Annotated in this window: 23 protein-coding genes; 6 read left to right on the top strand and 17 right to left on the bottom strand. The window is 55.9% G+C overall.

Translation table 11 applies throughout. The features are described 5' to 3' along the window. Positions 1-26: 26 nt before the first annotated feature. Positions 27-2,447, bottom strand: a complete 2,421-nt coding sequence (locus tag Q8N00_07700; GenBank protein MDP2382675.1) for a TonB-dependent receptor — start codon at positions 2,445-2,447, stop codon at positions 27-29. A 239-nt stretch (positions 2,448-2,686) separates the two neighbouring features. On the opposite strand from Q8N00_07700, the gene Q8N00_07695 reads away from it, so the two are divergent. From Q8N00_07695 to Q8N00_07685, 3 genes are all read left to right on the top strand, one after another. Continuing rightward, positions 2,687-2,839: a hypothetical protein gene (locus Q8N00_07695; GenBank protein ID MDP2382674.1), complete on the top strand. Its 153-nt coding sequence runs from the start codon at positions 2,687-2,689 to the stop codon at positions 2,837-2,839. Positions 2,840-3,079: 240 nt separating this feature from the next. After that, on the top strand, positions 3,080-4,138 hold the full coding sequence (locus Q8N00_07690) for a 3-deoxy-7-phosphoheptulonate synthase (GenBank protein MDP2382673.1): 1,059 nt from the start codon (positions 3,080-3,082) through the stop codon (positions 4,136-4,138). Between the two features lie 47 nt (positions 4,139-4,185). Next, positions 4,186-4,965 carry a TatD family hydrolase gene (locus tag Q8N00_07685; GenBank protein ID MDP2382672.1) on the top strand — a complete coding sequence of 260 codons (780 nt, stop codon included), beginning with the start codon at positions 4,186-4,188 and terminating at the stop codon, positions 4,963-4,965. On the opposite strand, the gene Q8N00_07680 is transcribed toward Q8N00_07685, so the two are convergent. Further along, entirely contained in the window at positions 4,952-5,482 is a 531-nt protein-coding gene (locus tag Q8N00_07680) for an NYN domain-containing protein (protein ID MDP2382671.1), read from the bottom strand. The two genes, Q8N00_07685 and Q8N00_07680, sit on opposite strands and share 14 nt — an antisense overlap. Positions 5,483-5,613: 131 nt before the next feature. On the opposite strand from Q8N00_07680, the gene Q8N00_07675 reads away from it, so the two are divergent. From Q8N00_07675 to Q8N00_07665, 3 genes are all read left to right on the top strand, one after another. Then, a complete protein-coding gene (locus tag Q8N00_07675; GenBank protein MDP2382670.1) occupies positions 5,614-6,897 on the top strand; it encodes an N-acetylmuramoyl-L-alanine amidase in 1,284 nt (427 codons plus the stop codon). Positions 6,898-6,925: 28 nt separating this feature from the next. Then, positions 6,926-7,663, top strand: a complete 738-nt coding sequence (gene truA / locus Q8N00_07670) for a tRNA pseudouridine(38-40) synthase TruA (GenBank protein MDP2382669.1) — start codon at positions 6,926-6,928, stop codon at positions 7,661-7,663. A gap of 122 nt (positions 7,664-7,785) precedes the next feature. Next, positions 7,786-8,106, top strand: coding sequence for a PsiF family protein (locus tag Q8N00_07665; GenBank protein MDP2382668.1), 321 nt, complete (start codon positions 7,786-7,788; stop codon positions 8,104-8,106). 262 nt (positions 8,107-8,368) lie between these two features. On the opposite strand, the gene cysE is transcribed toward Q8N00_07665, so the two are convergent. The 15 genes from cysE to Q8N00_07590 all read right to left on the bottom strand — a co-directional run bounded on the left by cysE (position 8,369) and on the right by Q8N00_07590 (position 25,283). Beyond that, on the bottom strand, positions 8,369-9,019 hold the full coding sequence (gene cysE / locus Q8N00_07660) for a serine O-acetyltransferase (GenBank protein ID MDP2382667.1): 651 nt from the start codon (positions 9,017-9,019) through the stop codon (positions 8,369-8,371). A gap of 21 nt (positions 9,020-9,040) precedes the next feature. Beyond that, positions 9,041-9,523, bottom strand: coding sequence for a 2-C-methyl-D-erythritol 2,4-cyclodiphosphate synthase (gene ispF, locus Q8N00_07655; GenBank protein MDP2382666.1), 483 nt, complete (start codon positions 9,521-9,523; stop codon positions 9,041-9,043). Then, on the bottom strand, positions 9,520-10,239 hold the full coding sequence (gene ispD, locus Q8N00_07650; protein MDP2382665.1) for a 2-C-methyl-D-erythritol 4-phosphate cytidylyltransferase: 720 nt from the start codon (positions 10,237-10,239) through the stop codon (positions 9,520-9,522). Before ispD ends, ispF begins: the two co-directional genes overlap by 4 nt. Continuing rightward, positions 10,232-11,257: a TRAM domain-containing protein gene (locus Q8N00_07645; protein ID MDP2382664.1), complete on the bottom strand. Its 1,026-nt coding sequence runs from the start codon at positions 11,255-11,257 to the stop codon at positions 10,232-10,234. The genes ispD and Q8N00_07645 overlap by 8 nt, the downstream gene beginning before the upstream one ends. Before the next feature lie 53 nt (positions 11,258-11,310). Continuing rightward, entirely contained in the window at positions 11,311-12,822 is a 1,512-nt protein-coding gene (locus Q8N00_07640; GenBank protein ID MDP2382663.1) for a DegQ family serine endoprotease, read from the bottom strand. Positions 12,823-12,888: 66 nt separating this feature from the next. Next, positions 12,889-13,812, bottom strand: a complete 924-nt coding sequence (locus Q8N00_07635) for a class I fructose-bisphosphate aldolase (GenBank protein MDP2382662.1) — start codon at positions 13,810-13,812, stop codon at positions 12,889-12,891. Positions 13,813-13,973: 161 nt separating this feature from the next. Then, entirely contained in the window at positions 13,974-14,978 is a 1,005-nt protein-coding gene (gene fbp, locus Q8N00_07630) for a class 1 fructose-bisphosphatase (GenBank protein ID MDP2382661.1), read from the bottom strand. Between the two features lie 56 nt (positions 14,979-15,034). Then, positions 15,035-15,874: a DUF3108 domain-containing protein gene (locus Q8N00_07625; GenBank protein ID MDP2382660.1), complete on the bottom strand. Its 840-nt coding sequence runs from the start codon at positions 15,872-15,874 to the stop codon at positions 15,035-15,037. Between the two features lie 167 nt (positions 15,875-16,041). Further along, on the bottom strand, positions 16,042-17,442 hold the full coding sequence (locus Q8N00_07620; protein MDP2382659.1) for a phosphomannomutase/phosphoglucomutase: 1,401 nt from the start codon (positions 17,440-17,442) through the stop codon (positions 16,042-16,044). Positions 17,443-17,515: 73 nt separating this feature from the next. Then, positions 17,516-18,997 carry a mannose-1-phosphate guanylyltransferase/mannose-6-phosphate isomerase gene (locus tag Q8N00_07615; GenBank protein ID MDP2382658.1) on the bottom strand — a complete coding sequence of 494 codons (1,482 nt, stop codon included), beginning with the start codon at positions 18,995-18,997 and terminating at the stop codon, positions 17,516-17,518. Between the two features lie 17 nt (positions 18,998-19,014). Continuing rightward, the gene (locus tag Q8N00_07610; protein ID MDP2382657.1) at positions 19,015-19,581 is read right to left on the bottom strand and encodes an HAD hydrolase family protein; all 567 of its coding nucleotides are present in this window, start codon (positions 19,579-19,581) and stop codon (positions 19,015-19,017) included. Positions 19,582-19,787: 206 nt separating this feature from the next. Beyond that, on the bottom strand, positions 19,788-21,695 hold the full coding sequence (locus Q8N00_07605) for a nucleoside-diphosphate sugar epimerase/dehydratase (GenBank protein ID MDP2382656.1): 1,908 nt from the start codon (positions 21,693-21,695) through the stop codon (positions 19,788-19,790). 62 nt (positions 21,696-21,757) lie between these two features. After that, on the bottom strand, positions 21,758-22,813 hold the full coding sequence (locus Q8N00_07600; protein ID MDP2382655.1) for an O-antigen ligase family protein: 1,056 nt from the start codon (positions 22,811-22,813) through the stop codon (positions 21,758-21,760). A gap of 223 nt (positions 22,814-23,036) precedes the next feature. Continuing rightward, positions 23,037-23,873, bottom strand: a complete 837-nt coding sequence (locus tag Q8N00_07595; GenBank protein MDP2382654.1) for a glycosyltransferase family 4 protein — start codon at positions 23,871-23,873, stop codon at positions 23,037-23,039. Between the two features lie 261 nt (positions 23,874-24,134). Continuing rightward, on the bottom strand, positions 24,135-25,283 hold the full coding sequence (locus Q8N00_07590) for a glycosyltransferase family 4 protein (GenBank protein MDP2382653.1): 1,149 nt from the start codon (positions 25,281-25,283) through the stop codon (positions 24,135-24,137). Between the last annotated feature and the right edge of the window lie 54 nt (positions 25,284-25,337).

Raw genomic sequence — 25,337 nt, 5'->3', positions numbered from 1 at the left:
CGCTGGTGACCTGGCTCGGCATCTGGTTAAAAGAACCATTGGCCGCGGAAGAAGAACGACCTCGGCATCCCGGCGTGAGACACGCCCAATCCGATGTTCCCCTCTCCCTGATTGATGAAATACTTTTGATCCAACAAATTCACGACATCGAACCCGACGAGAAACTTCTGCCCGTCCCAGGGAAGCGAAATCACGTGTGTGAGGGACATGTTGTAGGTCGTGTACGAGGGACTATGGGTGGAATTCGTCTTGCCGCCTTCTTCCGATGCCCGCAACCCCGACGAAAACAACATCTGGCCTGTGAGCGTCGTCCGCTCCAAGAAGCGATAGGCGACCACGGCCGAACTCGTCAGGGTCTGTTGGTGATCGCAATTTATCCCGCCCTTTGAATTGATGTCCTGAATCTCGGTCGCTTCGAGCAGGAAGTGCCCTGACTGCAGTCCATATCCTTTACATTGCCCCCAAGCCACGTTCCCTCGTGCTGTTACGTTATCCATGAGTTGAAGCTTCAAGGCTCCATCGATGCCTCTGGTCCAGCCCCGTTCGAAGGCAAAGTAGTTCAACAAAGGCGTGGTGCCGAACTGGCCCGCATCCGCCAGGAAATTAGCAAGCTTGTAGTACCCGGTCAATTCCAACGTCGCCCAACGCGAGAGCGCATGGTAGCTACCGGCCTCGAAGTAATGGGCCCGTTCGGCTCGAACCGTATTATTCGTCGTATCTTCCGGCGCCGCCTTTGTCCCGGCCGTATTGAGCTTCGCAAAGGAAATGGCTTCGAGATTCGGCGGCGTAAATTGCCGTCCGTAGAAGGCATGGAACACATTAGCCCGATCGGCCTTGTAGGTGACCCCGACCCGCGGGCTGATCTGCCCTTCGTTTCGAAGATACTGCACGGCATCCCCTCGCACGCCGAGGTTGAACGTCCACCGATCGTTCGGGCTCCACTGATCCTGAACCCAGAATTCCTGGCGCCAGCCGATCAGCCGATTGTCCGCATTGAGGCTCAGCACATCTCCGGTTGGATTGCCCGCCCCGTCATCTGCAAAGGTGAACAGTCTCGTCTTGTTCACGGCCTGCGTCCGGTCGATCTGGAACCCGGCTTTGACTACATGCTCCTTGCTTGGCATGTAGGTGTGATCCAGTCGGACTCCGCTCGAATACGCGCTCCGATCCTGGCTACCGGCGGAAAAGGATTCAGTCGGATCGGCTGTGTACGCCAGGACGTTGTATGGATCCGTTCGAAAGGTGGCTCTGGTATGGCGGACATACCCGGAGAGGCTGAAGAAGTTGCTGCTATTCACATCGTGCCGCCACACCATGTGCCCATATTGATTATTCTCCTTTTGATTTTCGTCGATGGCCTGAGGGGCCACCGGCGTGAATCCTGGCCGGCTCGCTTGGAGGAGCGGCAGCATCTGTCCGCTGGGATCGAGTGTTCCATTCGGGGACGTGGGGATTTGATGCTTCGCGACGGAATTCAAAAACACCCACGAGAAGTTGTTCGAATTATTGTGCTGATAGTCGCCACGGATGAATGTCTGATTCCGCTCACTTTGCCCGTGAAAAATAGAATGGCCCAGCGTCGGCGGTTCGATCCCGCGATTCGTCGAGGTATAACTGTTCAGCACATAGTATCGAAACTTCTCGCCAATCGTGCCCCCATATTCGAACGACGGATTGACCGTGTTGTTCGACCCGCCGAACATTTGCGCGGATCCGAACCCAGGCTTGGTGCCGCTCTTCGTGGTAATGTCCAGGACCGCAGCCGTCCTGTTGCCATACTGCGCCTCCATGCCTCCAAGAATGATGTCGGCCCGTTCCCAGGCCCGCGGCGAAATCACATCGGAGAAGGCGCTGGACACGGTATCAGGAATCGGCACGCCGTCGATTCGAAGCTGAATATTGGCATGCTCCTGCCGGATATGGACCTGCTTGAGCGCGCCATAGGCGGCACTCGGGATCGTCACCAGCACATCGTGCAATTCGACATTGTTGCCACGCGGCAATTCTTCAATGTCCTTTCGGCTGACCGAATAGGTTTCGCTCGACGCTTTATATTGAATCGGTACGAGGGGCGACCATACTTCAAGTGCGATCTCCCTCGTCTTAGAGAGGGTTAGCGTAATGGGGTTGGGAACCTCGGTCCCGATCTTGAGCACGACATATTCGCTGCGATAGGTATCTTGTACGGCACTGAGCGAATAGGTGCCATCGGCAGGAACGGGAATGCTGAACTCACCGGCATCGTTCGAGACGCCGGTCGTCACCAACGATCCTTCTTGATCCTTCACCTCGACAAGCACCTGACCCACTCGCCGAAGATCCTGATTCTGAACAGATCCGGTGATCAGATTGGGCTCAGCCGCTACGACATGACCCTGATGAGTAAACGTGAGACCGGCACAGAGACAGACCGCACGAATAATGAAAAGCCAACCGATCGGTCGCATGAAGCCTCCAGTAATCACATAAAAATAAGGCGCCCCACCCCCTGAACAGGCTGATCGACGACAGCCGTCGAAGGGTAGTGCACAGTGAGTCGGCGTGATTAGCTGCAGGGAGGAGCGCGAGAAGGACCAGGAGTGGATAGTTCGAACGAAAGAAGAACTGAGTCAGCCGGAAGCGCTAATACATCAACGAGGTCACAAGCCGTGAGAAGCGGCGCGCCGACGTCGAGAGAGCTAGCGGCATGATGCTGCACCCACTGACAGAGGTCGGTATCGGAATGCTCGTGCCCATCGTGATCGGCCGCCGCCAACTCGTGATGAACGTCCTGCGCCACGGCAAACGGAGCAATGGCCAGCAAGAGCAGAACAAGACCGATCGCCACAGCACCCCGTAGGATGCTGGGCAAACGCAGTATGGACGTAGGAAGAATCATCGGGGCGAGCTAAGTATCATAGGCCTTTGAGGCTTGTCAAACGACTGACTTCAGGCACCTTTCTAGTTTCGACCGGGTGAAATGCCTCATCCTGTGGATATTTCCTGGAATATTCGCTATATTTATCCATTCCAGCGCTCATATTATCACCCTTTGGACTCCGGGCCATAGAAGATGCCTCCCAGGTGAAAAGGCGGAACCATGCAGAGACCTCTCGACAACCAACATATCATTGAAATCAAACCGCTGCCTTCCCCCCGCGAAATCAAAGCCAAGCTCCCGGTTACCGATCAGGCCGCGGCACTCGTGGTGGAAACCAGAACGGCCATCCGGAACATCCTCCATGGGCAAGACCGCGAGCGCCTGCTCATCATTGTCGGCCCCTGCTCGATCCATGACCCGGAAGCCGCCTACGAATATGCCGCCAAGCTGAAGCCGGTCGCCGATGCGTTGCGCGATCAACTCCTGATCGTGATGCGCACCTACTTCGAGAAACCTCGAACGACGGTCGGCTGGAAAGGTCTCATCAACGACCCTCACCTGGATGGCACTTGCGATATCGCCACCGGCATGGAACTGGCCAGATCGATTCTTCTCAAAATCAACCAATCCGGCATGCCTTGCGCCACAGAATTGCTCGACCCCATTAGTCCTCAGTACGTCGCCGATCTGATCAGCTGGACGGCCATCGGGGCCCGCACCACGGAAAGCCAAACTCATCGGGAAATTGCCAGCGGTGTGTCGATGCCGGTCGGTTTTAAAAATGGAACCGAAGGCAGCTTGCAAGTCGCGGTCAATGCCATGACGTCCGCACGCGCCACGCACCACTTCCTCGGGATCAATGCCGAGGGCCAAACGTCGATCATCAAGACGACGGGCAACCCGGACCGGCACATCGTCCTCCGCGGCGGTGGCGGAAAAACCAATTACGACGCCGAGCATGTGGCCAAAGCCGAAGCGGCTGTGGCCGGGGAAGGCATCGCCCGCCCCGTCATGATCGACTGCTCGCACGACAACTCGAGCAAAGACCATAAGCGCCAAAGCCTCGTCGCCCGATATGCGATCGAGCAATTCCGTGAAGGCCGCCAATCCATCATGGGCCTGATGATCGAAAGCAATCTTCACCCGGGCAAACAAACCTGGAAACAAGGCATCTCCCTCGCCCACGGGGTATCCATCACCGATGCTTGCCTCGGCTGGGACGAGACCGAAGCCCTCTTGAATGAACTGGCCAACACGATCGCGGCCAAACCAGCCTAGCCAAACCTCTGCCTTCAGAGCGATCCACGCTCTCCTGAAAGACCTGTATGCTCTTCGATACCCATACCCATCTGGACGATGCCCGCTACGATGAGGATCGTGATGCGATGATCGCCCGCGCCAGGGAAGCCGGCGTCGAGGCCTTCGTCACCATCGGCTGCGATCTGGCGACCAGCCAGGCGGCCGTGTCATTGGCCGAACAACAACCCTCCGTCTATGCCTCCATCGGCGTCCATCCGCATGAAGTGAAACATATTCTCGATGGTTGGTATGACGAGTTTCGTCGTCTGGCTCAGAGCAACAAAGTGGTTGCCTATGGCGAGATCGGCCTCGACTACCACTACAACCATTCCTCGCCAGAGGAACAGCGCGCACGGTTCCGCGAACAAATCCAGCTCGCTCGCGAACTGAAGCTTCCGGTGATCATTCACACCAGAGAAGCCCAGGACGATACGATTTCAATTTTGAAAGAAGAGAAGGCCTCGGAGATCGGCGGGGTATTTCACTGTTTCTCAGGGGATGCCTGGCTGGCGAAGGATGCGCTGGATTTAGGATTTTACCTCTCGTTCTCCGGGATTCTCACATTTCAGAGCGCGACGATGCTCCGAGACATCGCGAAGACGGCTCCATTGGACCGGCTGCTCATTGAAACCGACTGCCCCTACCTGACGCCGATGCCGCACCGAGGAAAACGAAACGAACCGGCCTATGTGTCATTCGTTGCGCACAAACTAGCGGAGTTGCATGCCGATGTGCCGGGCATGTCGGTCGAAACTATCGGACGCATCACGACCGACAACGCCAAACGCCTGTTCAAAATCGCTTGAGCTGCCGGCTGCGCTGCCGCTGGGCCTTGGGCAACTTTCTGGGATTCCCTCGCTTCTCCAGACCTCGCTTCGGTCGCAAGTCCTCTCCTGTATCCAATTCTTTATGCAGGGATGCACCAGGTACGCTCGACAGACTCTGCAATTTCACGACAAATTCCTGAGCCTTCATCACAAACGCGCCTTGCGCCCTCGCAAAGTCGACGATCTCACGATCGGAACTCACCACCGCGCAATCGGATCCGAACTCAGCGGCCAGACGCTGGATCACCTGATCCGCTTTCTCTCCGCGCCGAGAGAAAATCACTTCAAGCCCCAACCGATGCTCGCGCCGTTCCGTCCCCCAACCCTGTTGCCAACCATCAAAAACCACGGTAATCGCATGGGACTTCCGTTGGCGATAGGCTGCCAAATCGCGCAAGAAGGCCTCGCGTGCTATTTCAGAATGCATGCTTGCTCCGCCGATCCGGCCAGTCTGAGCCAGCAAATTGTAGCCATCCACGATCAAGTGAAGCGCCATGCCAAAGACCCTACTGCCCGTACCGCCCGCTGTCAATCCGCTCGAATAGATGTTGGGACGGGCAATCCCCTTGACAACGACTCCCGCATCTGAGAAAAAACTCTATATCCCTTCATAGGCAGCGAACACCCATGCGATCAGCCCCGTGGCGCATCCTCACCCTCATCTTTCTGGCCGGACTCTTCGTCCTCCCAAGTCTTGCCATTACGCTGTACCAGCCAGGTCATGCCGTTGCGGCAACGAGTGAGGCCCAGCATGAATCTCCGTCGAAGGCTAAACGGACGCAGTCCTCTCAAATACGACTTGCGCCACGTCTCCCAGGCCTGACGACGATTCGCAACCTCCGAACGGCCATCTCACCGGGATTGACCAGACTTGTCCTCGATCTCGACGCGAAAGCTCGTCCCAGCAAACATCCCCTCCTCCAGGCTGAAGGCGTGACCATCACGATTCCAAACGCCACGTTGAGTCCTTCAGCGAAGACGAAGATTGCAACCGGCAGGCTGGCAAAGCCATTTATCATCACGCAAGCATCTCAACGATCGGTTGAAGTCTCCCTCCCGGCCGGTTTATTCCACAGCTATACCGTGACCACGCTCGCCAATCCTCCACGGCTTGTCATCGATGTCGTGCCGCCCAGGGAAACCCTGCCGACTCAAGCGACCGAACCGCCGATAGAGCAGGCCCCTCCGCTTCCCGTGCCCATTCAACCGGTTCAGCCACGAGCCAAGTCTTTTAAGACCATCGTGATCGATCCAGGCCATGGAGGGAAAGATCCTGGCGCCCATGGACAGCGCGGGACGGAAGAAAAAGACATTACACTCAAAGTCGGGCTCAAACTGCGCGATCTCTTAAGCAAGCATGCAGGTATCCGCGTGCTCATGACCCGTGAGCGAGACCAGTTCATTGAATTGGAAGACCGGGCAAAGTTTGCCAATGGGCAGGATGCGGATCTCTTCCTCTCGATACATGTCAATTCGCACCCTCAACGCTCCGTAAAGGGAATTGAGATCTACCACTTCGGGCAGGCCAAGGATCAACGGGCGCTCGAAGTCGCGGCCCGTGAAAATGGCACCCCGCTGAACAGCACCGGAGTGGGATGGGAATATCTCGTCGCCGATCTCTTGACGGCGAAGAAGATCGAAGCGTCCCTCGAACTCGCCTGGATGGCCAAGGAAGCCATGGTGACGAATCTGAACGGACATTATCCCCTCGTCGACCACGGCGTGAAGACAGCGCCATTCTACGTGCTCCGCTACACCAGCATGCCCAGCATCCTGGCAGAAATCGCCTTTATCTCAAATGCGTCTGAAGAGGAGCTGCTCAGAACCAACCTCTTCACCACACGCGTCGCGGAAGCGCTGGAAGATAGTGTGAAATCGTTCCTCACCTCTGCAAAGCTGTCCGAGCGATGATCTCCACGCCGCCTTCCTTGCGACCTCCATGCCTACCGTAAAGTTAGTCCTTGAATACGACGGTACCGGCTACGCCGGGTGGCAGCGCCAACCAGACCAACCCACGATCCAAGCGGCCATCGAGCAGGCCATCCAACAAGTTAGTCAAGCCACGGTCTCCGTGATCGGCGCAGGCCGCACCGACTCCGGCGTCCATGCGCTCGGACAGGTCGCCAGTTTTCGTACGGGGCTGGAATGGACGGCAACCAACTGGATGCGGGCGCTCAATGCCGTGTTGCCGAAAGACATTGCCGTTCGTGCCTCTGCCCTCATGGACGACCACTTTCATGCACAACATAGCGCACGCGGTAAGCTTTACACCTATCGTATCCTCCACCGTTCAGCCAAACCTGCCATCGACCGTGCGTTTGTCTGGCATATCTACCGCCCGCTGGATGAGGCAGCCATGCGGCAGGCTGCCACCGCGCTGATCGGGACACAGGACTTTTCCTCCTTCGAGGGTAGCCTGACGGACAACACCAACCCCATCTGCCATCTGCAACAACTTTCGGTCATTCGCCATGGCGACCAGATTCTGATTGAAGCCTACGCCGACCGGTTTCTGAAGCACATGGTTCGCGCAATGGTTGGAACGGTCGTCGACGTGGGACTGGGTAAACGGCCCGCCGACAGTCTCGCGGAGGTCCTGAGGGCCAGAGATCGATCTGCCGCAGGCCGAACTGCCCCACCTCATGGTCTCTGTCTCATGCACGTGGATTACGAGTAATAGGGCTGAGTCGGCGCGTGGACTCTAGGTGAATTGCCCGACATTCCCAAAGACAGTGCGCTGAATATTTGCTATTATGATGCGGTCGTTTCCCATCCCCACTTTCACCAAAGGAGATGCATATGACGAAGACATCCAGCCTCGCGGTGGTATCCTTCTTTGTGTCCGGACTGTGCATCGCGCCGTTTGCTTTCGCGGCGCCGGCTCAGCAAAACAAAATGAAGACGTGCAATGCAGACGCGACGGCGAAGGGATTGGGTGAAGGGAAAGGCGATGAACGGAAGGCGTTTATGAAAGAATGCCTCTCGGCAAAACCGGCAAAAGCGGAGAAGGTAGGTGGGACTCAGCAGAATAAGATGAAGACCTGCAACAAAGAAGCGGGCGAGCAGAGCCTCAAGGGCGAAGAGCGAAAGAAATTCATGAGTACCTGTCTGTCGAACTAACTCGTCATCTCACTATCTGGCGCGGTCCACCTGGACCGCGCCACCGTTCCTCCGCATGCACCAACTCGCAAAGCAACACGCCTCGCTTCAGTGATTGACCGAAGCGTACTACATTTCATTTTGATGGGAATTTGGCTTTCGGGATGCTCAAACAGTTCGTCCAGCAAGGCCGCAGCGAGTGAAGGGCCGAGGCGTACCCTTGGGGTACGTTGAGGGTCTGAACGAAGCGAGAACGATGCTGGAGGACTGTTTCAGCATCCCGCTAGAACAGGCGGGGGGACTCTTGATTCTCTAACTTCGTGCGAAGGTCGATCAGCTCCTGTTCGAGTGCTAAGAGCCGGTCACTGACGGGGTCAGGGAGGTTGATGTGGTCCATGGTGGCATCGGGTAGCCGCTCGCCTTGCGTTTTAATCACGCGAGCCGGTACACCAATAACCGTAGAGTTCGCCGCGACGTTTTTCAGCACAACCGAGTTGGCACCGATCTTCACATTGTCGCCGATCGTAATCCCACCGAGAATCTTGGCCCCGGCTCCGACGACGACATGATTCCCCACTGTCGGATGTCGCTTCCCACGCTCCTTGCCCGTTCCACCGAGTGTCACGCCCTGAAACAGGGTCACGTAGTCTCCAACCTCAGCCGTCTCGCCGATCACGACACCCATCCCATGATCGATGAAAAACCCAGTACCGATCTTGGCCGAAGGATGAATTTCAATGCCGGTGAGCCAACGCGCCAACTGGGACAAGGCTCGCGGAACAAATGGCACGCCGTGACACTTCAACCAATGCGCGAGACGAAAGATGAGGAGGGCATGAAATCCGGCATAGGTAAAAATGACCTCAAGGCGGCTCGTGGCCGCAGGGTCCCGATCGAATACGGCCTGAAGGTCCTGTCGAATGGCTTTCAGCATGGTGTGTCTATCCTACGACGATCACAAGGCCTCAATCAAACAGACCGCATGGGCCTGCATGCCCTCCTCGCGCCCGACAGCATCGAGACCCTCGCCGCTCTTCACTTTGATATTCACCAGATCAGGCTCAATCCCCATCACCTGCGCAATCTGCTGTTGCATGGCAGCCAGAAACGCGCTCAACCGGGGAGCCTGTGCCACAATGATCGTATCGACATTCACGACCCGATACCCTTTCTTCGCCAGCTTCCCCATCACATCTTCAAGCAGCTTCAGGCTAGAAATCCCCTTGTACTTCTGATCGGAACTCGGGTAATGCCGGCCCAGATCACCTTCCCCCATCGCGCCGAGCAGGGCATCGCAGACCGCATGCACGAGCACGTCGGAATCGGAATGTCCCAGCAAACCTTTCGAATGTGGGACTTCGACCCCGCCCAAGATTAATTTTCTCCCTGCACCGAGCGGGTGCACATCGTACCCGCACCCCACACGAATCTTCGTCATGCCAGCCCTCCAGATCGCACGGCAGCCCGGGACGCGAGAATGGCTTCGCCAATCACCAGGTCTTCCGGCCGCGTCACTTTGATGTTTTCTCCGCTCCCCTCGACGACCACCACCGGATGGCCCATCCACTCGAACAAAAATGCGTCGTCTGTGGCTGGCACCCCTTCCACCTTGGCTTTTCGGTGTGCCTCTCGCAGCCAATCCATTCGAAAGGCCTGCGGCGTCTGAGCCAACCAGAGGGGTTGCCGATCAACCGTCCGCTGGATGAGATGCCCGGGCCCGACCTGCTTGACCGTATCCCGCATGGGGAGCGCAATGATAGCTCCCCCATGTTGGCGGGCTGCCGCCACAACGTCCTCGATCATCGCCACCGTCACAAACGGCCGAACCGCATCATGGACCAGTACGATCTCCGTCTCCTCAGACACCTCATCCAGCCCAAGCCGAACCGAGTCCTGACGCTCCTTGCCGCCCTGTACAATCTTGGTGACCTTTGTGAATCCGTACCGGACCACGAGATCGTTGCGGCAATAGTCGAGATCGGCTGACGGCACGGCGAGAATAATGTCGTGGATGCAGGCAGCAGCTTGGAGCGCCCGAAGGGAATGCACCACAATGGGCTCACCGCCCAACGAAAGAAACTGCTTGGGAACGGCGCCACCCATCCGCAGCCCTTTGCCGGCTGCAGGAACGACCGCCACAACGCGTTTAGCCACGAGCGACTTGTAACTCCTCTCGCTCGGTGTCTTCCTTCAGGCGGGTAAAGATCATGCGTCCTGCGGTCGTTTGCAGCACGCTGGTCACCACGACATCCACATTCCGCCCAATCGAGCGCCGGGCATTATCGACGACGATCATCGTCCCGTCGTCCAGATAGGCTACACCCTGGTTGGCTTCCTTCCCTTCCTTCAACACAAACACCCGGATAGTCTCTCCCGGCAAGACGGCAGGACGGAGTGCGTTGCAGAGTTCGTTGATGTTCAGGACCCGCACCCCTTGCAGCTCGGCCACTTTATTCAAGTTCAAATCATTGGTGATGATTTTCGCATTCATCTTTTTTGCCAGCACGACCAACTTTGCATCGACTTCTTTGATGTGAGGAAAATCCTCGTCGATGATCCGCACATCGACGCCGACCATCTTTTGAATCTTGTTGAGGATGTCGAGGCCGCGCCGGCCTCGAGCACGCTTCAGCGAATCGGACGAGTCGGCAATGTGCTGGAGTTCGTCCAAGATGAAATGCGGCACGAGAAAGGTACCTTCAAGAAATCCGGTTTCACAGAGGTCCGCCGCCCGCCCATCGATAATCACGCTGGTATCCAGCACTTTTGGGCAGACGGTCGAACCAGATAATTCGAAGAACTTCTGCTCCGAGCTCGGGAACTTCTCCTTCCCGAACCGCGCACCAAGCACGAGCCCTAAATAGGGCAGCCCGAGAAGAAACACCAGCCCGCCGATATGAAACAGGAAGGTTTGAACATCGAAGATCTCACCGCCGACCCATTCGACTAATCCGGTGAGCAACAGCCCGATGGCTAAGCCGCCTGTTCCTCCCACAATAATGCCGAATGATAAGTTGCGTAACGCGTACTCTCCGGCGACGATCAACCCACCCGTGAGGGCCCCGATGCCGACTCCGTACAACCAATAGGACGCATTGGCCGGCTCGGCTCTCAAGAACAGCACCATCCCGGCCAAGGCACTGAGAAGGACGAATATGGCTCGCGATACCATACCTTCACCTCCCGGCACATGTCCTGCCCTCACGAGGCAGGGTGGAACGGTCCTTAGGGCCGAAGCGTGAGATAAAGGGATCGGCCCTGTCGCTTCACTAATAAGAGGACCGCTTGATCTTTGGAAAGGCCTGACATGACCCGCTCATACACCTTCACCGAGGTCACAGCCTTTCGATTCACCTCCAGAATCATGTCGCCTTCACGCACGCCCATATCTTCTGCCGTACTGCCGGGCTTCACGCGCGTCACCACGACGCCTCGCTCGCTCGACTTGATCCCGTACCGACTCGTCAACTCCTCTGTCAGTTCATGCACCTCAAGATCCGACAGCACCCCTGTCGGCGCAATCGACTCCGCATTCTCCTCTGCACCAGGCTGTGACATGGACTTCGGTTGCTCGACGATGGTGACCTCGAGCACCTTGGACTTCTTGTCTCGAATCAGCTTAATCGGCACCTTTTTCCCCAGAGGGGTTTGCGCCACGGCATTGCGCAAATGCGTCGGCGAATCCATCGTCTTCCCGTCAAACTCGACAATCACATCGGCTCGTTCAAACCCCGCCTTCTTTGCAGGACTGTCGTCCATCACATCGCTGACGAGCACACCCTTTGTTTCCGTGATGCCGAATTGTGCCGCTAACTCAGGAGACAGGTCTTGAATGGATACTCCCAGCCATCCGCGCACGACTTTTCCTGTACCGACCAGTTGGTCCATGATCGAACGCGCCATATTGCTGGGCACGGCAAACCCGATCCCCATATTCCCGCCACTCTGGCTGAAGATGGCGGTGTTGATACCGACCAACTCGCCACGAATGTTGACCAACGGCCCGCCTGAATTGCCTGGATTAATCGCGGCATCGGTCTGGATGAAGTCTTCATATTCGGCAATCCCCATGCTGGCTCGCCCAACCGCACTGACGATGCCCATCGTCACCGTTTGCGTCAGGCCAAATGGGCTGCCCACCGCCAGCACAAACTCGCCGACTTCCAATTGATCGGAATCCGCCCAGGCGATCGGCGATAGCCCCGTGGCCTCGATCTTGATCACCGCAATGTCCGTCTTGGAGTCCGTCCCGATTAACTTGGCTTTAAACTCGCGTTTATCGGACAGCACCACGCGAATGTCGTCGGCCTTATTCACCACATGATTGTTGGTAATGATCACGCCGCTGGGATCCACAATGACCCCGGACCCCTGTCCCCGTTCCTTCCGTTCCTTCGGGATATCGCGCTTAAGTTCGTCTCCGAAGAACCTTCGAAAGAAGGGATCGTCAAATGGCGAGGATTGAGGGCTCTCTCCGGCTTTTCCCGTTCTCGTCGCCGCAATGTTGACGACCGCCGGCTTGACCGATTTTGCGATCTCGACGAAGTTTTTGCCGCTCCCTCCGGCCAGCGGCAACTGTGGAGCCGTGGCCACCGGGCGAACGAACGGGGCTGGAATCTGGTCGGGCCCGGCGGTGCCGCTCGGAAGCCATCCCATATCGGACGCCACCACCACTCCAATGATGATCCCAACGGCGATCAAAATGAACGGAACGAGCCCGGGCCGACGTGACTTCATAGGTACCATGTATCCTTCATCCCTCAAGCGACAGACTGACGCCGCACGTGAAACCAGGCCGACTCTTCATTTGCCCTCGCCGGAATAGATCCCCATGATGGTATGGAGAAACGTGATCGCCTCCGATTTGGGACGCTGGAACGAGTTCCGCCCGATAATGGAACCGAACCCACCGCCATCGCGAATCGCGCGCGCTTCATCAAACACATTCTTGTCCTCGCTCTTGGCCCCTCCGGAGAAAATCACGATCCGGCGGCCATCGAACGAACTCTGCACCACATGCTTCACTCGCTCAGCCAGCGTGGTGATTGGAATCTTCACCGACTCGTACACCTTCTTGGCTGCAGCCTGTTCAAGCTGCGCTGAGGGAAGTTTGACCTTAATGATATGGGCGCCAAGTTGAGCCGCGATCTGCGCTGCGTAGGCCACCACGTCGATGGCGGTCTCTCCTTCCTTGCTCAGTCCTGCCCCCCGGGGGTACGACCACACAACGACGGCTAACCCACAGTCCTTGGCATCCGCGGCAATCTCGCGCAACTGTTCATACATGGCGTTGCAGTGCGAAGACCCAGGGTAGATTGTGAACCCTACCGCCACGCAACCAAGACGCAAGGCATCCGAGACGCTTCCGGTGACTGACGGCATCGGATCCTTGTCATCATGTAACGAATCGTGGCTGTTGAGTTTCAGAATGAGCGGGACTTGTCCCGCGTACTGGCTCGCCCCGGCCTCGAGAAACCCCAACGGCGCAGCGTAGGCATTACAGCCTGCATCGATTGCCAGCTGAAAGTGATAGAGGGGATTATACCCAGCAGGATTGACCGCGAAACTCCTGGCCGGGCCATGCTCGAACCCTTGATCCACGGGCAAAATCACCAGCTTGCCTGTCCCCGCCAATTTGCCATGGCGCAGCAGCCGGGCGATATTGGTTTGTGTGCCCACGTTGTCGCTGCTGTACCAGCTCAAAATCTCTTGTACGCGATCAGCCATGTCTGTCCTCCGGTGTATTCATGAAACGTGATGCGTTATTCGTGAGGGCCTGCTCAGGTGTTCAGGCTGACGGCTCCAGGCACAGGCTGAAGTCCTGAGATCCGGACACTTCAGCCTGAACACCTTCAGCCTATCGACCTGGATAGTTTCAGTCGACACGGTTACCGTCTACCTTGTATGAATGCCTCTGCGTCGCCCACATCGCTCGGACTTCCGATGATCAATGGCACCCGCTGATGCAGTTGCTTAGCCTCGACATCGAGGATACGCATGGTGCCGGTGCTGGCCTTCCCCCCTGCCTGTTCCACGACCCATGCCAACGGATTGGCTTCGTACAATAATCGGAGCTTCCCTTCCGGCTTGTCCAGCTCGCCTGGATAAAGATAGATGCCTCCCCCGAGGAGAATCCGGTGTACATCGGCGACCAAACAGGCGGAATACCGGACGCTGTAGGGCCGCCCCGTGGCTTTATCCTGAACCTTCACATGGTCCAGGTACTTCTTCGTCCCCGTCGTCCACTTATGATAATTGCCTTCATTTGCGCCATAGACCTTGCCCCTGGCAGGAATACGGATCTGTTCGTGAGACAAGAGATATTCGCCGATGCCAGGCTCTAATGTAAACCCGTGAACCCCCTGTCCAACCGTATAGACCAACATGGTGCTTGAGCCGAACAGGAGATAGCCGGCAGCCACCTGTTCTGTTCCCTTGCGGACGAGGTCATCCTCCGTCGGCATCCGATCTTTATCTGCACATTTCACGATGGAGAAAATCGCACCCATCGGCATGTTGCAGTCCGTGTTGGATGAGCCATCGAGCGGATCGAACAACACCATGTACTGGGCCTGCGGCCAATTCCCAGGGAGCAGGACTGGCTTTTCCATCTCCTCCGACGCCAATGCGCAGACCACATCACTCTGGCGAAAGGCCTGCAGGAATGTCTCGTTCGCAATCTCATCCAGTTTTTTAACCGTCTCCCCCTGCACATTCACTTCGCCGGTCGTTCCCAGGATATTGATCAGCCCTGCACGTCGAAGGTCTCGGGTAATCAGTTTTCCCACCAAGCCGATCTGGCCCAGGAGACAGGAGAAATCTCCCGTAGCCCCAGAAGACTCAATCGGGTGCTGACTGATAAAGCTGCTTAAAGTAAGAGGAAACTGTCCCATAGTCGAGGCGAGTATAACCGTTTTGAAGAGGGCGGGCAACGAAAGGCTGGTTCTCTTTATGGGGCTGCTTCCGAGGCCTGCCATCCACTGATGAGATCCGCCACAATCGACCCGATGACAACTTTGGCCTTCATTCGAACCGGAATGCGCCGTGCATCGTTAGTCAACCAGACCCGTATGTTGCCCTGGTTAAGAAAAAGGCCTTGGAACGGCATGACGACCAACAGACGGGCCGTTTCAACCGTACCCCAGGGTCCGCTGACTGTTTCGATCTCCTCGACCCGTACCTCCACCTTGCGGTTCTTCTTATCGTGATAAACGTTCATCGTCAGCGATGTACCTGGCTGCAGCGACAATGCACTGCGCGTATTGTAGAGGCAGGAAATGACGTCTTGTGTGCCAGGGGGCATGTCCAAGATTTCGGTAGTCCCCCCTTTGACTACCGTGACCTTCCCCTCTTTCTGGTGAAAGGTGTACTCGATATCTTCTTTCTTTTTCCCTTCTCGTCGCTTAAACGTCAGATGCTCCGGCAGTAGCCTGGCGGGATCCAGTAATGACTCCACCCGATTGTCTACCGGGAAGAACTTGGTGATCGCCGGCCTCGACTGCGCCGTGGTAACCAATTTCACCAGCGATTGATCCCCTTCCGTGCCGGCACCACTGACTGCCATCACGGCTGTGCCTGCGGTGATATTCAGCCAAGAGATGTCGAAGGTGAGCTGTTCTCCGACTTGGAAGGGTCGTACTGTAGGCAGATCGCCAGTCCCAGCCCAGGAGACTACGCTGCTCATGGCTCCCAGGATCAGGCAGGCGAGGAAAATCCAGACACGCAAGAAAGTAGCTTGGAGCAGCAAATCACCCCGCTGATGAGCCCGTGGAGGTTGATGCGAAGTCATTACGTCTCGTGGTCGATACGCTGCAGGAAGAAAACGCCCTCCAGGATGCTCAAAAAGCCCGTCCGGCAAGGCCGCAGGCGAATCGAAACCGGAGGTGTACCCTCAGGGGTACGTTGAGGATTTCGATGAGCCGAGAACGAAGCTGGCGGGGGGGGTTCAGCATCCTGCTAACAGCCAAGAGCTTGCTTGGCCGCCTTAAGCTCGCCTTCGACGACTGCGCGGATCGTGGCCAACCGCTCCGGCGAGGTAGCTTCAAAACGCAACACGAGGGCAGGCTGGGTATTCGAAGCTCTGATCAGCCCCCATCCATCCTCGAATATGGCGCGGACCCCATCGATGGTGACCACATCGCGAATCACCAACTTGGCAGGGCCAAGGGGCTCACGGCTCTTCATACAGGCTGCCAAGCGATCTTGCACATGTTTGACTAACTGAAACTTGATGGAGTCGGACACATCGTCTCGAATCTCTGGAGTAACAGACGTCTTCGGAAGATCCGCGACCAAGGCAGAGAGTGGCTGAGTCGTCTTGGCCAGAATCTCCACCAGTCGGCAGGAGGCGTAAATTGCATCGTCATACCCGAAATACCGATCGGCAAAAAACATGTGCCCGGACATTTCACCGGCCAACACCGCCTGTTCGGTTTTCATCTTCGCTTTGATCAGGGAATGACCAGTTTTCCACATGATCGGGCGTCCCCCTCGTTTTGCGATATCGTCATAGAGACTCTGCGACGATTTGACCTCGGAGATGATGGTACTCCCGGGTTTTTCAGCCAAAATATCGCGCGAGTAGACCACCATCAGGCGATCGCCCCATAACACGTTCCCCTGCTCATCGATGGTCCCGATACGATCGGCATCTCCGTCGTAGCCGATCCCGACATCGGCCTTGTGCTGCTTGACCGCCTGAATCAAATCGTCAAGATTCTCTAAGACTGTGGGGTCGGGATGATGATTCGGGAATCTCCCATCAAGGTCGCAATAGAGCCCAGTGACGCGGCAGCCCAAGAGCTCCAACGCCTCCTTGGCCACCAACGCCGCGACACCGTTTCCGCAGTCGATGACGACATGCAGGCGCTTGGCGTTGACATGCGCGAAACTCTTCTTAAGATAGGCCAGATAGTCAGGAATGATGGCATGTTCCGACAAGGTTCCGACGCCTGAGACAAACGCGCCTGCCTCCATCACTACTCGCAGCGCCTGGATCTCTTCTCCATGAATCGCTTCTTTCCCGACGCAAATCTTGAATCCGTTGTATTCAGCCGCATTGTGGCTCCCGGTGATCATGATACCGCCGTCAACCGGCAGCTGAAACAGCGAGAAATACACCAGCGGCGAGGGGCAAATACCAATATCGACGACGTTCAGGCCACCGGCGAGGAGCCCGCGCACAAGGGACGCGAAGAGACCAGGCGAACTGAGTCGACCATCGCGCCCGACTGAAATCGTCTTGACCCCACGGTCTTTGACATAAGTGCAATAGGCACGTCCGACCTGCTCCGCAATCGAATCGGTGAGCTCCTGCCCCACGATGCCGCGCAAATCATATTCGCGAAAGAGTCCCATGTATACCTCTGTGATGTGTAATCAGTGATGGGTGATGAGGATCAAGAGATGCGCGACACTGGCGCTCCACGCATCACGATGTTGGCGTCCGCCCATAATCATCCTGAAACCGGACAATGTCGTCTTCCCCAAGGTAAGGCCCGTTCTGCACTTCAATGATATGCAGGGTCTCTTGACCGGGGTTTTCCAAACGATGACGGGTTTCAACAGGGATTTCTGTACTATGTCCAACTTTGAGATCGAACACCTCGTCACCCCTCGTCACTCGTGCCGTCCCCGTGATCACCACCCAATGTTCGCTTCGTTGATGATGCATCTGCAACGAGAGACGACCTCCCGGCTTCACCGTCACCCGCTTCACTTTATAACCCGATCCCTCTTCCAGGATCGTATAAGACCCCCAGGGCCGATGCACGGTGAGATGCTCCAGATGTTCCGGCGCTTTCTGCTTCTTGAGAATCTCAACCAGCTGTTTCACATCTTGCGCACGGGATTTCGGACAGACTAATGTGGCGTCAGGCGTATCCACCACCACCATGTCGGTGAGCCCGATCGTTGCCACGAGGCGGCGATCCCCGTACACAATCGACCGATGGCTATCGATGTCGACGACACGACCGACCAGGACATTGCCGGCCTTATCCTTCGACGCTACTTCATCCAAACTTCCCCAACTCCCGACGTCAGACCATTGAAAAGCCACGGGCACGATCGCGGCTCTCTTCGACTGCTCCATCACACCGTTATCGATCGAGACCGGTTTGAGCATCCGGTAGGCATCGTCGATCGCCTGCCTCGATGCTCCGGTCTGGATCAATTGGCCGATCTGCTCGATCCCACGATAGAGGGCCGGTTGGTGACGCTTAATCTCGTCAAGAATCGCTGCCGCACGCCAAATGAACATGCCGCTGTTCCAATAATAGTCCCCCGCCTTGAGATATTGTGCCGCCTTGGCGGCATTAGGCTTTTCAACGAACCGGCTGACCGGGTGCCCCTTGAGTATGCCCTGTTTTTCCAATGTGACATTCCGGTTGGGCTTGATATAGCCGTAACCAGTCTCAGGACGAATCGGCTTGATACCGAATGTCACCAAATAGTCCTGCTTCGCCAGCGTCGCCGCCAACGAGACCGCCGCATCAAATGCTCGCTGACCCTTCACGATATGATCAGCAGGAACCACTAGCATAATCGCGTCAGGGTCCCGACGAACCAGTTCTAAGGCGACCAAGGCAATGGCCGGAGCGGTATTGCGCCCTTCCGGCTCAAGTACAAAATTATCTGCAAGCGCATCTTTCCATTCACCCAACTGGCCGCGAATGGACTCTGCTTGAGCCGGATTCGTGGAGATCATCACCCGGTTGGGTGCCGACGCACAGACCACCCGGCGCATGGTCTGCTGAATCAGCGTTTCATCTCCCATAATTCGCAGCAACTGTTTGGGAAACAATTGTCGGCTGAGCGGCCAAAACCTGGTGCCGCTTCCACCTGCCATGATCACGGGATAGAGGTGGTTATCCTGTTCGAGGTTCGATGTTCGCCGTGTGAGAGAAGCCATACCCTGAATCTCCTGCCCTATGTGCGCTTTCCTGATGCTGTAACTTTGGACGTTGAGCCTTGAGCTGCTAAAATCATCTCAATGATTTCCCGAACCGCCCCCTCACCACCCTTCTTCTGACATATATAGTCAACCACTGCAGCAACTTGGGGCATTCCATCGGCCGGTGTGGCAGAAAATCCCACCGCCTTGAGCGTCTCGAGATCGTTAATATCGTCCCCGATGTAAGCAACCTGGCTGAGCGTGAGTCCATAACGTGACGCCATCTCGCGGACGAGCGACAACTTATCCAGCACCCCTTGGTGCAGCTCGGGGATCGTGAGCTTCTCAGCACGCCGTGCGACTAACTTCGTCCGCTCCTGCGTGACAATAGCGGTGATGATCCCGGCCTTTTGCAGCAGCTTGATCCCCATACCGTCACGCGTATTAAACTTCTTCCACTCATCGCCGGACTCAGCATAGTACATGCCTGCATCAGTCAGGACACCATCGACATCGGTGGCAAAGAGACGGATCTGCCTGAGCAACGTACGTGAGACCTTCCGAGGCTGAGCTATTTTTTTCGTTGATGTCCGTTGCACCATTGTATGAGTCCTATCTATTGACCTGTGCCATCTTACTAACCTTGCCTAACTCTGCACACCAAAAACCGAGATAAAAGAAAACAAATAAGTCAGCAAATATGACCGCCGCCCTCATCCTGGAGTAGGCGCAGAGATGAACCGCACCACATATATCTGTCCCCATATCTGTCCCCAACCGGAAAAATCGAGAGACAGGGCAGCGCAGATCAATGAATATGTACAGCGTTGCGAGCCGACATTGGAGTATAGGTTGGGACAGCCTCATTGAGTCGGCGAATCAATTCATCGTCATCGCCATGACTCAGGGCAGCTTCGAGATGAGCCATCGCTCGATCGAGACGATCAGACTGAATCGCCTGTGGACTGATGGCACGCCGGATCTTTGCGTGCGACGTAGGCTCCACTTGCTCAGTTGCGTCAAAGAGCTCTTCGTATAATTTTTCCCCAGGCCGTAACCCGCTAAACTCAATCTGAATATCCTGGTCAGGCACAAGACCGGACAACACAATCATATTTCTAGCCAAATCGACTACTTTGACCTGCTCCCCCATATCCAGCACAAACACTTCACCGCCCCGACCCAACAGGCTGGCCTGTAGCACCAATTGCACCGCCTCAGGAATCGTCATGAAGAAACGTTTGATCTCAGGATGGGTCACCGTAACCGGCCCACCTCTTCGGATCTGGTCCGTAAACAAAGGGACCACACTGCCGTTACTGCCCAGCACATTCCCAAACCTGACCACCGTAAATTTTGTCTGTCCGCTATAACTCAGTCTCTGCAGCAGGTCTTCGGCTACCCGTTTTGTGGCGCCCATGACACTGGTCGGATTCACCGCCTTGTCGGTGGAAATCAGCACAAATCGATCCACGCCACAAGCCAAAGCAGCCTCAGCCACAACTTTGGTTCCAAAAATGTTATTGCGGACGGCCTCCTTCGGATTCAGCTCCATCAAGGGCACATGCTTATGCGCAGCAGCATGAAAGACAAGCTCCGGGTCCGTCTGCCGCAACACCTCGATCACCCGGTCGTGGACGGTGACATCTCCCACCGCCGCAATAATCGTGAGTGTCGGAAACTGCCTTCGCAATTCAAGATCTAATGCGTACAGCCCATTCTCATAACGCTCAAAGAGGATCAATGTCGATGGATGATATCGAGCGATCTGCCTGCAGAGCTCAGACCCGATCGACCCCCCTGCACCGGTCACAAGTACTCGTTTCCCTTCGAGCAAGGGATTCAACTCCTGCCGATCCATCTGAATAGGTTCACGTTGGAGAAGATCCTCCAGGCTCATCGGTCGAACCTGCCTCAGTGCCTCAGGGTTCGCCAACAGCTGCTTCACACTCGGCAAAAGTTTGATGGGAACCTTACACCCTTCTGCTGCGGCAAGAATCCGCTGCTTCAGGGCGGTCGACGCCGATGGAATCGCCACAATGATCTCATGCGCAACAAGCCCTCGCGTCAGGCCGGCAATATCTTCAATAGCCCCCACCACCGATACGCCATGAATCTTCATCTTGCGCTTGATCGGATCATCGTCCACCAAACCTACCGGCCGGTACTGCGAGTTCCCGTCGCTCAACATATCCCGCACCAACAACTCTCCGGCATGGCCCGCTCCAACAATCAAGACTCTTCTAGCCGAGGGGCTTAAGACTCGAAGCCATTCACGGAACCAGCGAACAGCCAGCCGGATGCCGGCGAGAAAGAGTCCACTCAGCACGCTCGTCAAAATAATGACCGAGCGGGGATACGCCACCCACCCGAGTAGACCATGAACAACACCGAAGAACACTACTGCGCTGATGACGGAGGCCCAGAAAATGCGGGCTAAATCATGGAGGCCGACATAACGCCACAGCCCTTGCTGAATACCAAATACGGCAAGACCAATCGAATATATGGCCAACACGAGGGGGAGGCCACTGTAGAACAGTCGCACTTGGTCGAGGGGAATATCCCCTTCGAATCGGAGGGCAAAGGCTGCCACATTCGCCACAGCAATAAGCCCGAGCTGAGTACAGACCACAAGAACTGATCGATACCGCTGCATAAATAGCCCATAGCGACCGACGAGACGATGGAATAGCGCGATCACGAGTTTTTGCATAGCCTCTTCTTCACCTTAAGCATGCGATTCGCCAACGAGACCTCCGTTGACGCTTCACGCCTTCAGGCTCGAATCTCTTCAGTTACTTGATTGTATGACGGGTAACTCAGAACTGCCATCGCCAAAAGCACCCAGAAGAGCATGGCCAACGTCCCAATAAACATTTGATCGAACTGTAGACGGACAATCAACCCCAGGCCACTGACAACTGACCCCACAAGAATGGATTTCGACAGCCAATCCTGAGCTTGTCGGTATTCTGCAGCAGTCGTCTGAACGACCCGAACAAAGAACCACCCAAACAGCAACATCCCTGGGAGCCCGACATGAAGCGCCAGATAAAGAAATATATTGTGTGTCCCTGACTGTGTGATGGCAGCATGCCCAGGCAGGACAACTTCGTTGTCTTGGCCATAGAGCAAAAGATAACTATGGTTCCCATATCCAATCCCAACCAACCAATTCTTGGCGATCTCAGACAAGGTGAAGCCCCAAATATCAAACCGGTGAAACACAGATGAAAAACCTTTTTTAACAGGAATCGAGCTTGTGATATCGGCGCTTATATCGGCCGAGGGGATTGTGTTTGCGTTGAAAACTATCAGGACAACGGCAATCGCACAACCCGTCGTCAACGCTGTGACGACCTTGGCGGGAGTCGATCGAATGAACCAAACAATGACCCAAAGCTCAGCCACAAAGGCAACCAGCCCTGCGCGAGATTGAGTGGCGAGCAAGCAGGCCGTCATCATTCCGACAACAACGGCACTGCCTATTCGTATTTCTGGAGGCCCCTCGCCTAAAGCCAGCGCTAACCCAAAAGGAATGACCATGATTAGAAATGTGGTCAGCCATACTTCAGCAGGAAGAAAAGAATGCACCAACTGAGCATCATTGAGATTGAACTGAGAAAGTCCATATCCGGCGACAATGATGGCCATGACCCCGACCAGACCTAAAAGAACCTGTCGATAGAATCGCCCCTTGAAGAAATAGATCACCGCGTAAAAGACCAGCATCTGCTGGAGTAACTTTCCGTACTCCTGCACACTATAAAACGGAGAGACGGAAAACGGGATCGTAAGCCCGACCCAGGCAACAAACGCGAGCAGGAGCATATCGTACGGTGTCCGGGAATAGAATAGATGCCGATTCGTAACACACCACCAAACCAGCAAACCCAGGAGGACAAGAAATCCGGTTCGCTCCACGCGGAAGAGTGGCGTGAACGGAAGGACTGCAATATACACGACCAACACGAAACGGAGAATGGCATCCAGCTTCGGTACGCGCCCGGATGCCGGCATGGCAAATAATGAATTCACTAGCACCGATATGCTTTCAAAATCCGAGCGGTTGTCTCCGTTGCTCAACGCCCTGCACCGCAAGGGCTAGGGAGAAAAATAACATCGCCCAGAACCCCAAAACGACGAGCCGCCACTCTTCCGATGCATACTGATAGCAGAGCGCCAAGCCTCCGCACAGAGCCATCAATCCATATTCTGCTAAGACCGTCCGTCGATGGCCCCACCCAATCAATACCAATCGCTGATAATAGTGATCCCGATGGGCCTCCCATACTTTTTCATGACGAAGGGCCCGCCGTACCAACGTCACGGTAGCATCAAGGATAAAGGGTGAGAATACGATAAGCGGAACCCAGAGATCAAAAACTCCGTCGCGCCATCCGAGAACAGTCAATGCCGCCACAAGAAAGCCTGTGGACACACTCCCGACATCGCCCATGAAAATCTTCGCCGGAGGAAAATTATGGACAAGAAATCCCGCCGCCGCCACAGAATGCACGGTTGCAAGCACAGAAACCAAAGGATGGTGGGCCTGCCAGCCCAAATACCCGAGTAAGCCACAGCCGATCACCGTCATACCGCCGGCAAACCCGTCCATTCCATCCATAAAGTTGTATAAATTAGCCATCCAGACGAGAAACACAACCGTAAAGGGAGCTGCGATCCATCCCAGCTTGATGAACCCGAGGGAGGGAACGGCTATAGAGGGAATCACCAACCCTGCACCGATCACGAGGAGAGCTGCAACCAGGAGGTGAACCCCAAGCCGTATCACAATCGGAAGACCACGCCGGTCGTCCATGAATGACACAAGGCTGATCACACCTGTCGTCATGACGATAGGCCACCCGGTCGAGACGAGTCTCGGCATAGACTCGTCGGGTGACGAGCGGATCCATCCCCATAGTCCCAAAGTCAGCACCCCAAGGTAGAGAGCCCCCATGATGGCGACCCCGCCAGTCCTTGGTATTGGCGTCAGATGGAGTGACCGCTGGTTTGGATGATCCAGTGACACTATAGGGGAATCAGGCCCGGCAAGCCATCCGGTCAACCACCACGAAAAGAAACCAACGATCACCGTCACAGAAAAAAATGCAATCATCATTGTATTAGACAAATTTCTTCATCCGGATTACTGACGCGCCCCCTGTAGGCCAAGACATTCTTTATACAGATCAAGAAACTGTCGCCCGATTTTCTCATTCGAGAACTCCCGCACAACGAATTCGCGCCCGGAGGCACCCATGGCAGCTCGTAGCTCGTGGTTGGTGAGAAGACTCGCGATCGCGTTCGCGAGCGCCACAGGGTCTCGCACTGGGACTAACAGGCCAGTTTTCTGATGTTGAACAACCTCACGACAACCTGGCACATCCGTCGCGATGACCGCTTTCCCGCATGCGGCCGCCTCCAATAATACCTTGGGAAGGCCTTCGCGATACGACGGCAAGACCACCAACGTCGCACGACCGATCACATCTGGAAGATCCTCGCAATGCCCCCACCATTCAATGCCGTGATCCTGCGCCCATCGGTAAAGCTGCGCCTCCGCAATCGCGGTGGGATTCCCCTGATCACATCGTCCGACCAACACAAAGCGCGCCCGCACGGCTTGCTGTTTCAACCTAACCACTGCGTCGACGAACTCTCCGACTCCCTTATCCCACAACATCCGCCCCACCAGCATGACAATGGGATCACCGGCTGGGGGATCGACCGGCACAAATCGCTGAACATCGACGCCAGACCCAACTATCAGACGAACTTGTGACGAAGTTACAACATTCTCCTGCACCAACATATCTCGATCGTCAGGATTCTGCACGATCACGATGGATCGACTCAGTGCAATAGCCCACCTGAGTCCCCGCTGCAAGATGGAACGAAGAAGGGAGGTTTCCTGTGGCCGATCGGTAAACGCGTAGCCCAACCCCCCAAAGACATTGATCACGGCGGGAATACGAGTCACCCACGCAGCGAACGAGCCATAGAGCACAGGCTTCATCGCTACATGCTGGACAATCTGCGGACGGACTCGGCGATAGATCCGTACCAATTCAAGAAACGTCAACAACTCCCTGAGCGGGTTTCGACTCTCCCTCAGCATTCTGATTGGGACAAGGCAAAAGCCTTCTTGTCGAATACGCTCGGCATGGGCAGTCACGCGCGTGGCAATCGTCACCTCGTACCCAGCATCGAGCGCGATGCGGGCGAGATCACGACGAATCTCCCAGAAGGTCCAGTCTTCTGTAACAAGAAATAAAAGACGAGTCGTGCGTGACATTAGCGACGGTTCCCGCTTGAAGCATCGGAGTGATCTCTAGCGGATACTCTCAAT

It is taken from the genome of Nitrospirota bacterium, assembly GCA_030684575.1.
Taxonomy (GTDB): domain Bacteria; phylum Nitrospirota; class Nitrospiria; order Nitrospirales; family Nitrospiraceae; genus Palsa-1315.
This window is presented reverse-complemented; position numbering and strand designations above follow the sequence as displayed.

Coding starts and splice junctions, on each gene's coding strand:
- Q8N00_07700 (MDP2382675.1), bottom strand. CDS start 2,447: ATGCGACCGATCGGTTGGCTTTTCATTATTCGTGCGGTCTGTCTCTGT.
- Q8N00_07695 (MDP2382674.1), top strand. CDS start 2,687: ATGATGCTGCACCCACTGACAGAGGTCGGTATCGGAATGCTCGTGCCC.
- Q8N00_07690 (MDP2382673.1), top strand. CDS start 3,080: ATGCAGAGACCTCTCGACAACCAACATATCATTGAAATCAAACCGCTG.
- Q8N00_07685 (MDP2382672.1), top strand. CDS start 4,186: ATGCTCTTCGATACCCATACCCATCTGGACGATGCCCGCTACGATGAG.
- Q8N00_07680 (MDP2382671.1), bottom strand. CDS start 5,482: ATGGCGCTTCACTTGATCGTGGATGGCTACAATTTGCTGGCTCAGACT.
- Q8N00_07675 (MDP2382670.1), top strand. CDS start 5,614: ATGCGATCAGCCCCGTGGCGCATCCTCACCCTCATCTTTCTGGCCGGA.
- truA (MDP2382669.1), top strand. CDS start 6,926: ATGCCTACCGTAAAGTTAGTCCTTGAATACGACGGTACCGGCTACGCC.
- Q8N00_07665 (MDP2382668.1), top strand. CDS start 7,786: ATGACGAAGACATCCAGCCTCGCGGTGGTATCCTTCTTTGTGTCCGGA.
- cysE (MDP2382667.1), bottom strand. CDS start 9,019: ATGCTGAAAGCCATTCGACAGGACCTTCAGGCCGTATTCGATCGGGAC.
- ispF (MDP2382666.1), bottom strand. CDS start 9,523: ATGACGAAGATTCGTGTGGGGTGCGGGTACGATGTGCACCCGCTCGGT.
- Q8N00_07645 (MDP2382664.1), bottom strand. CDS start 11,257: ATGGTATCGCGAGCCATATTCGTCCTTCTCAGTGCCTTGGCCGGGATG.
- Q8N00_07640 (MDP2382663.1), bottom strand. CDS start 12,822: ATGAAGTCACGTCGGCCCGGGCTCGTTCCGTTCATTTTGATCGCCGTT.
- Q8N00_07635 (MDP2382662.1), bottom strand. CDS start 13,812: ATGGCTGATCGCGTACAAGAGATTTTGAGCTGGTACAGCAGCGACAAC.
- fbp (MDP2382661.1), bottom strand. CDS start 14,978: ATGGGACAGTTTCCTCTTACTTTAAGCAGCTTTATCAGTCAGCACCCG.
- Q8N00_07625 (MDP2382660.1), bottom strand. CDS start 15,874: ATGACTTCGCATCAACCTCCACGGGCTCATCAGCGGGGTGATTTGCTG.
- Q8N00_07620 (MDP2382659.1), bottom strand. CDS start 17,442: ATGGGACTCTTTCGCGAATATGATTTGCGCGGCATCGTGGGGCAGGAG.
- Q8N00_07615 (MDP2382658.1), bottom strand. CDS start 18,997: ATGGCTTCTCTCACACGGCGAACATCGAACCTCGAACAGGATAACCAC.
- Q8N00_07610 (MDP2382657.1), bottom strand. CDS start 19,581: ATGGTGCAACGGACATCAACGAAAAAAATAGCTCAGCCTCGGAAGGTC.
- Q8N00_07605 (MDP2382656.1), bottom strand. CDS start 21,695: ATGCAAAAACTCGTGATCGCGCTATTCCATCGTCTCGTCGGTCGCTAT.
- Q8N00_07600 (MDP2382655.1), bottom strand. CDS start 22,813: ATGCTCCTGCTCGCGTTTGTTGCCTGGGTCGGGCTTACGATCCCGTTT.
- Q8N00_07595 (MDP2382654.1), bottom strand. CDS start 23,873: ATGCCGAGACTCGTCTCGACCGGGTGGCCTATCGTCATGACGACAGGT.
- Q8N00_07590 (MDP2382653.1), bottom strand. CDS start 25,283: ATGTCACGCACGACTCGTCTTTTATTTCTTGTTACAGAAGACTGGACC.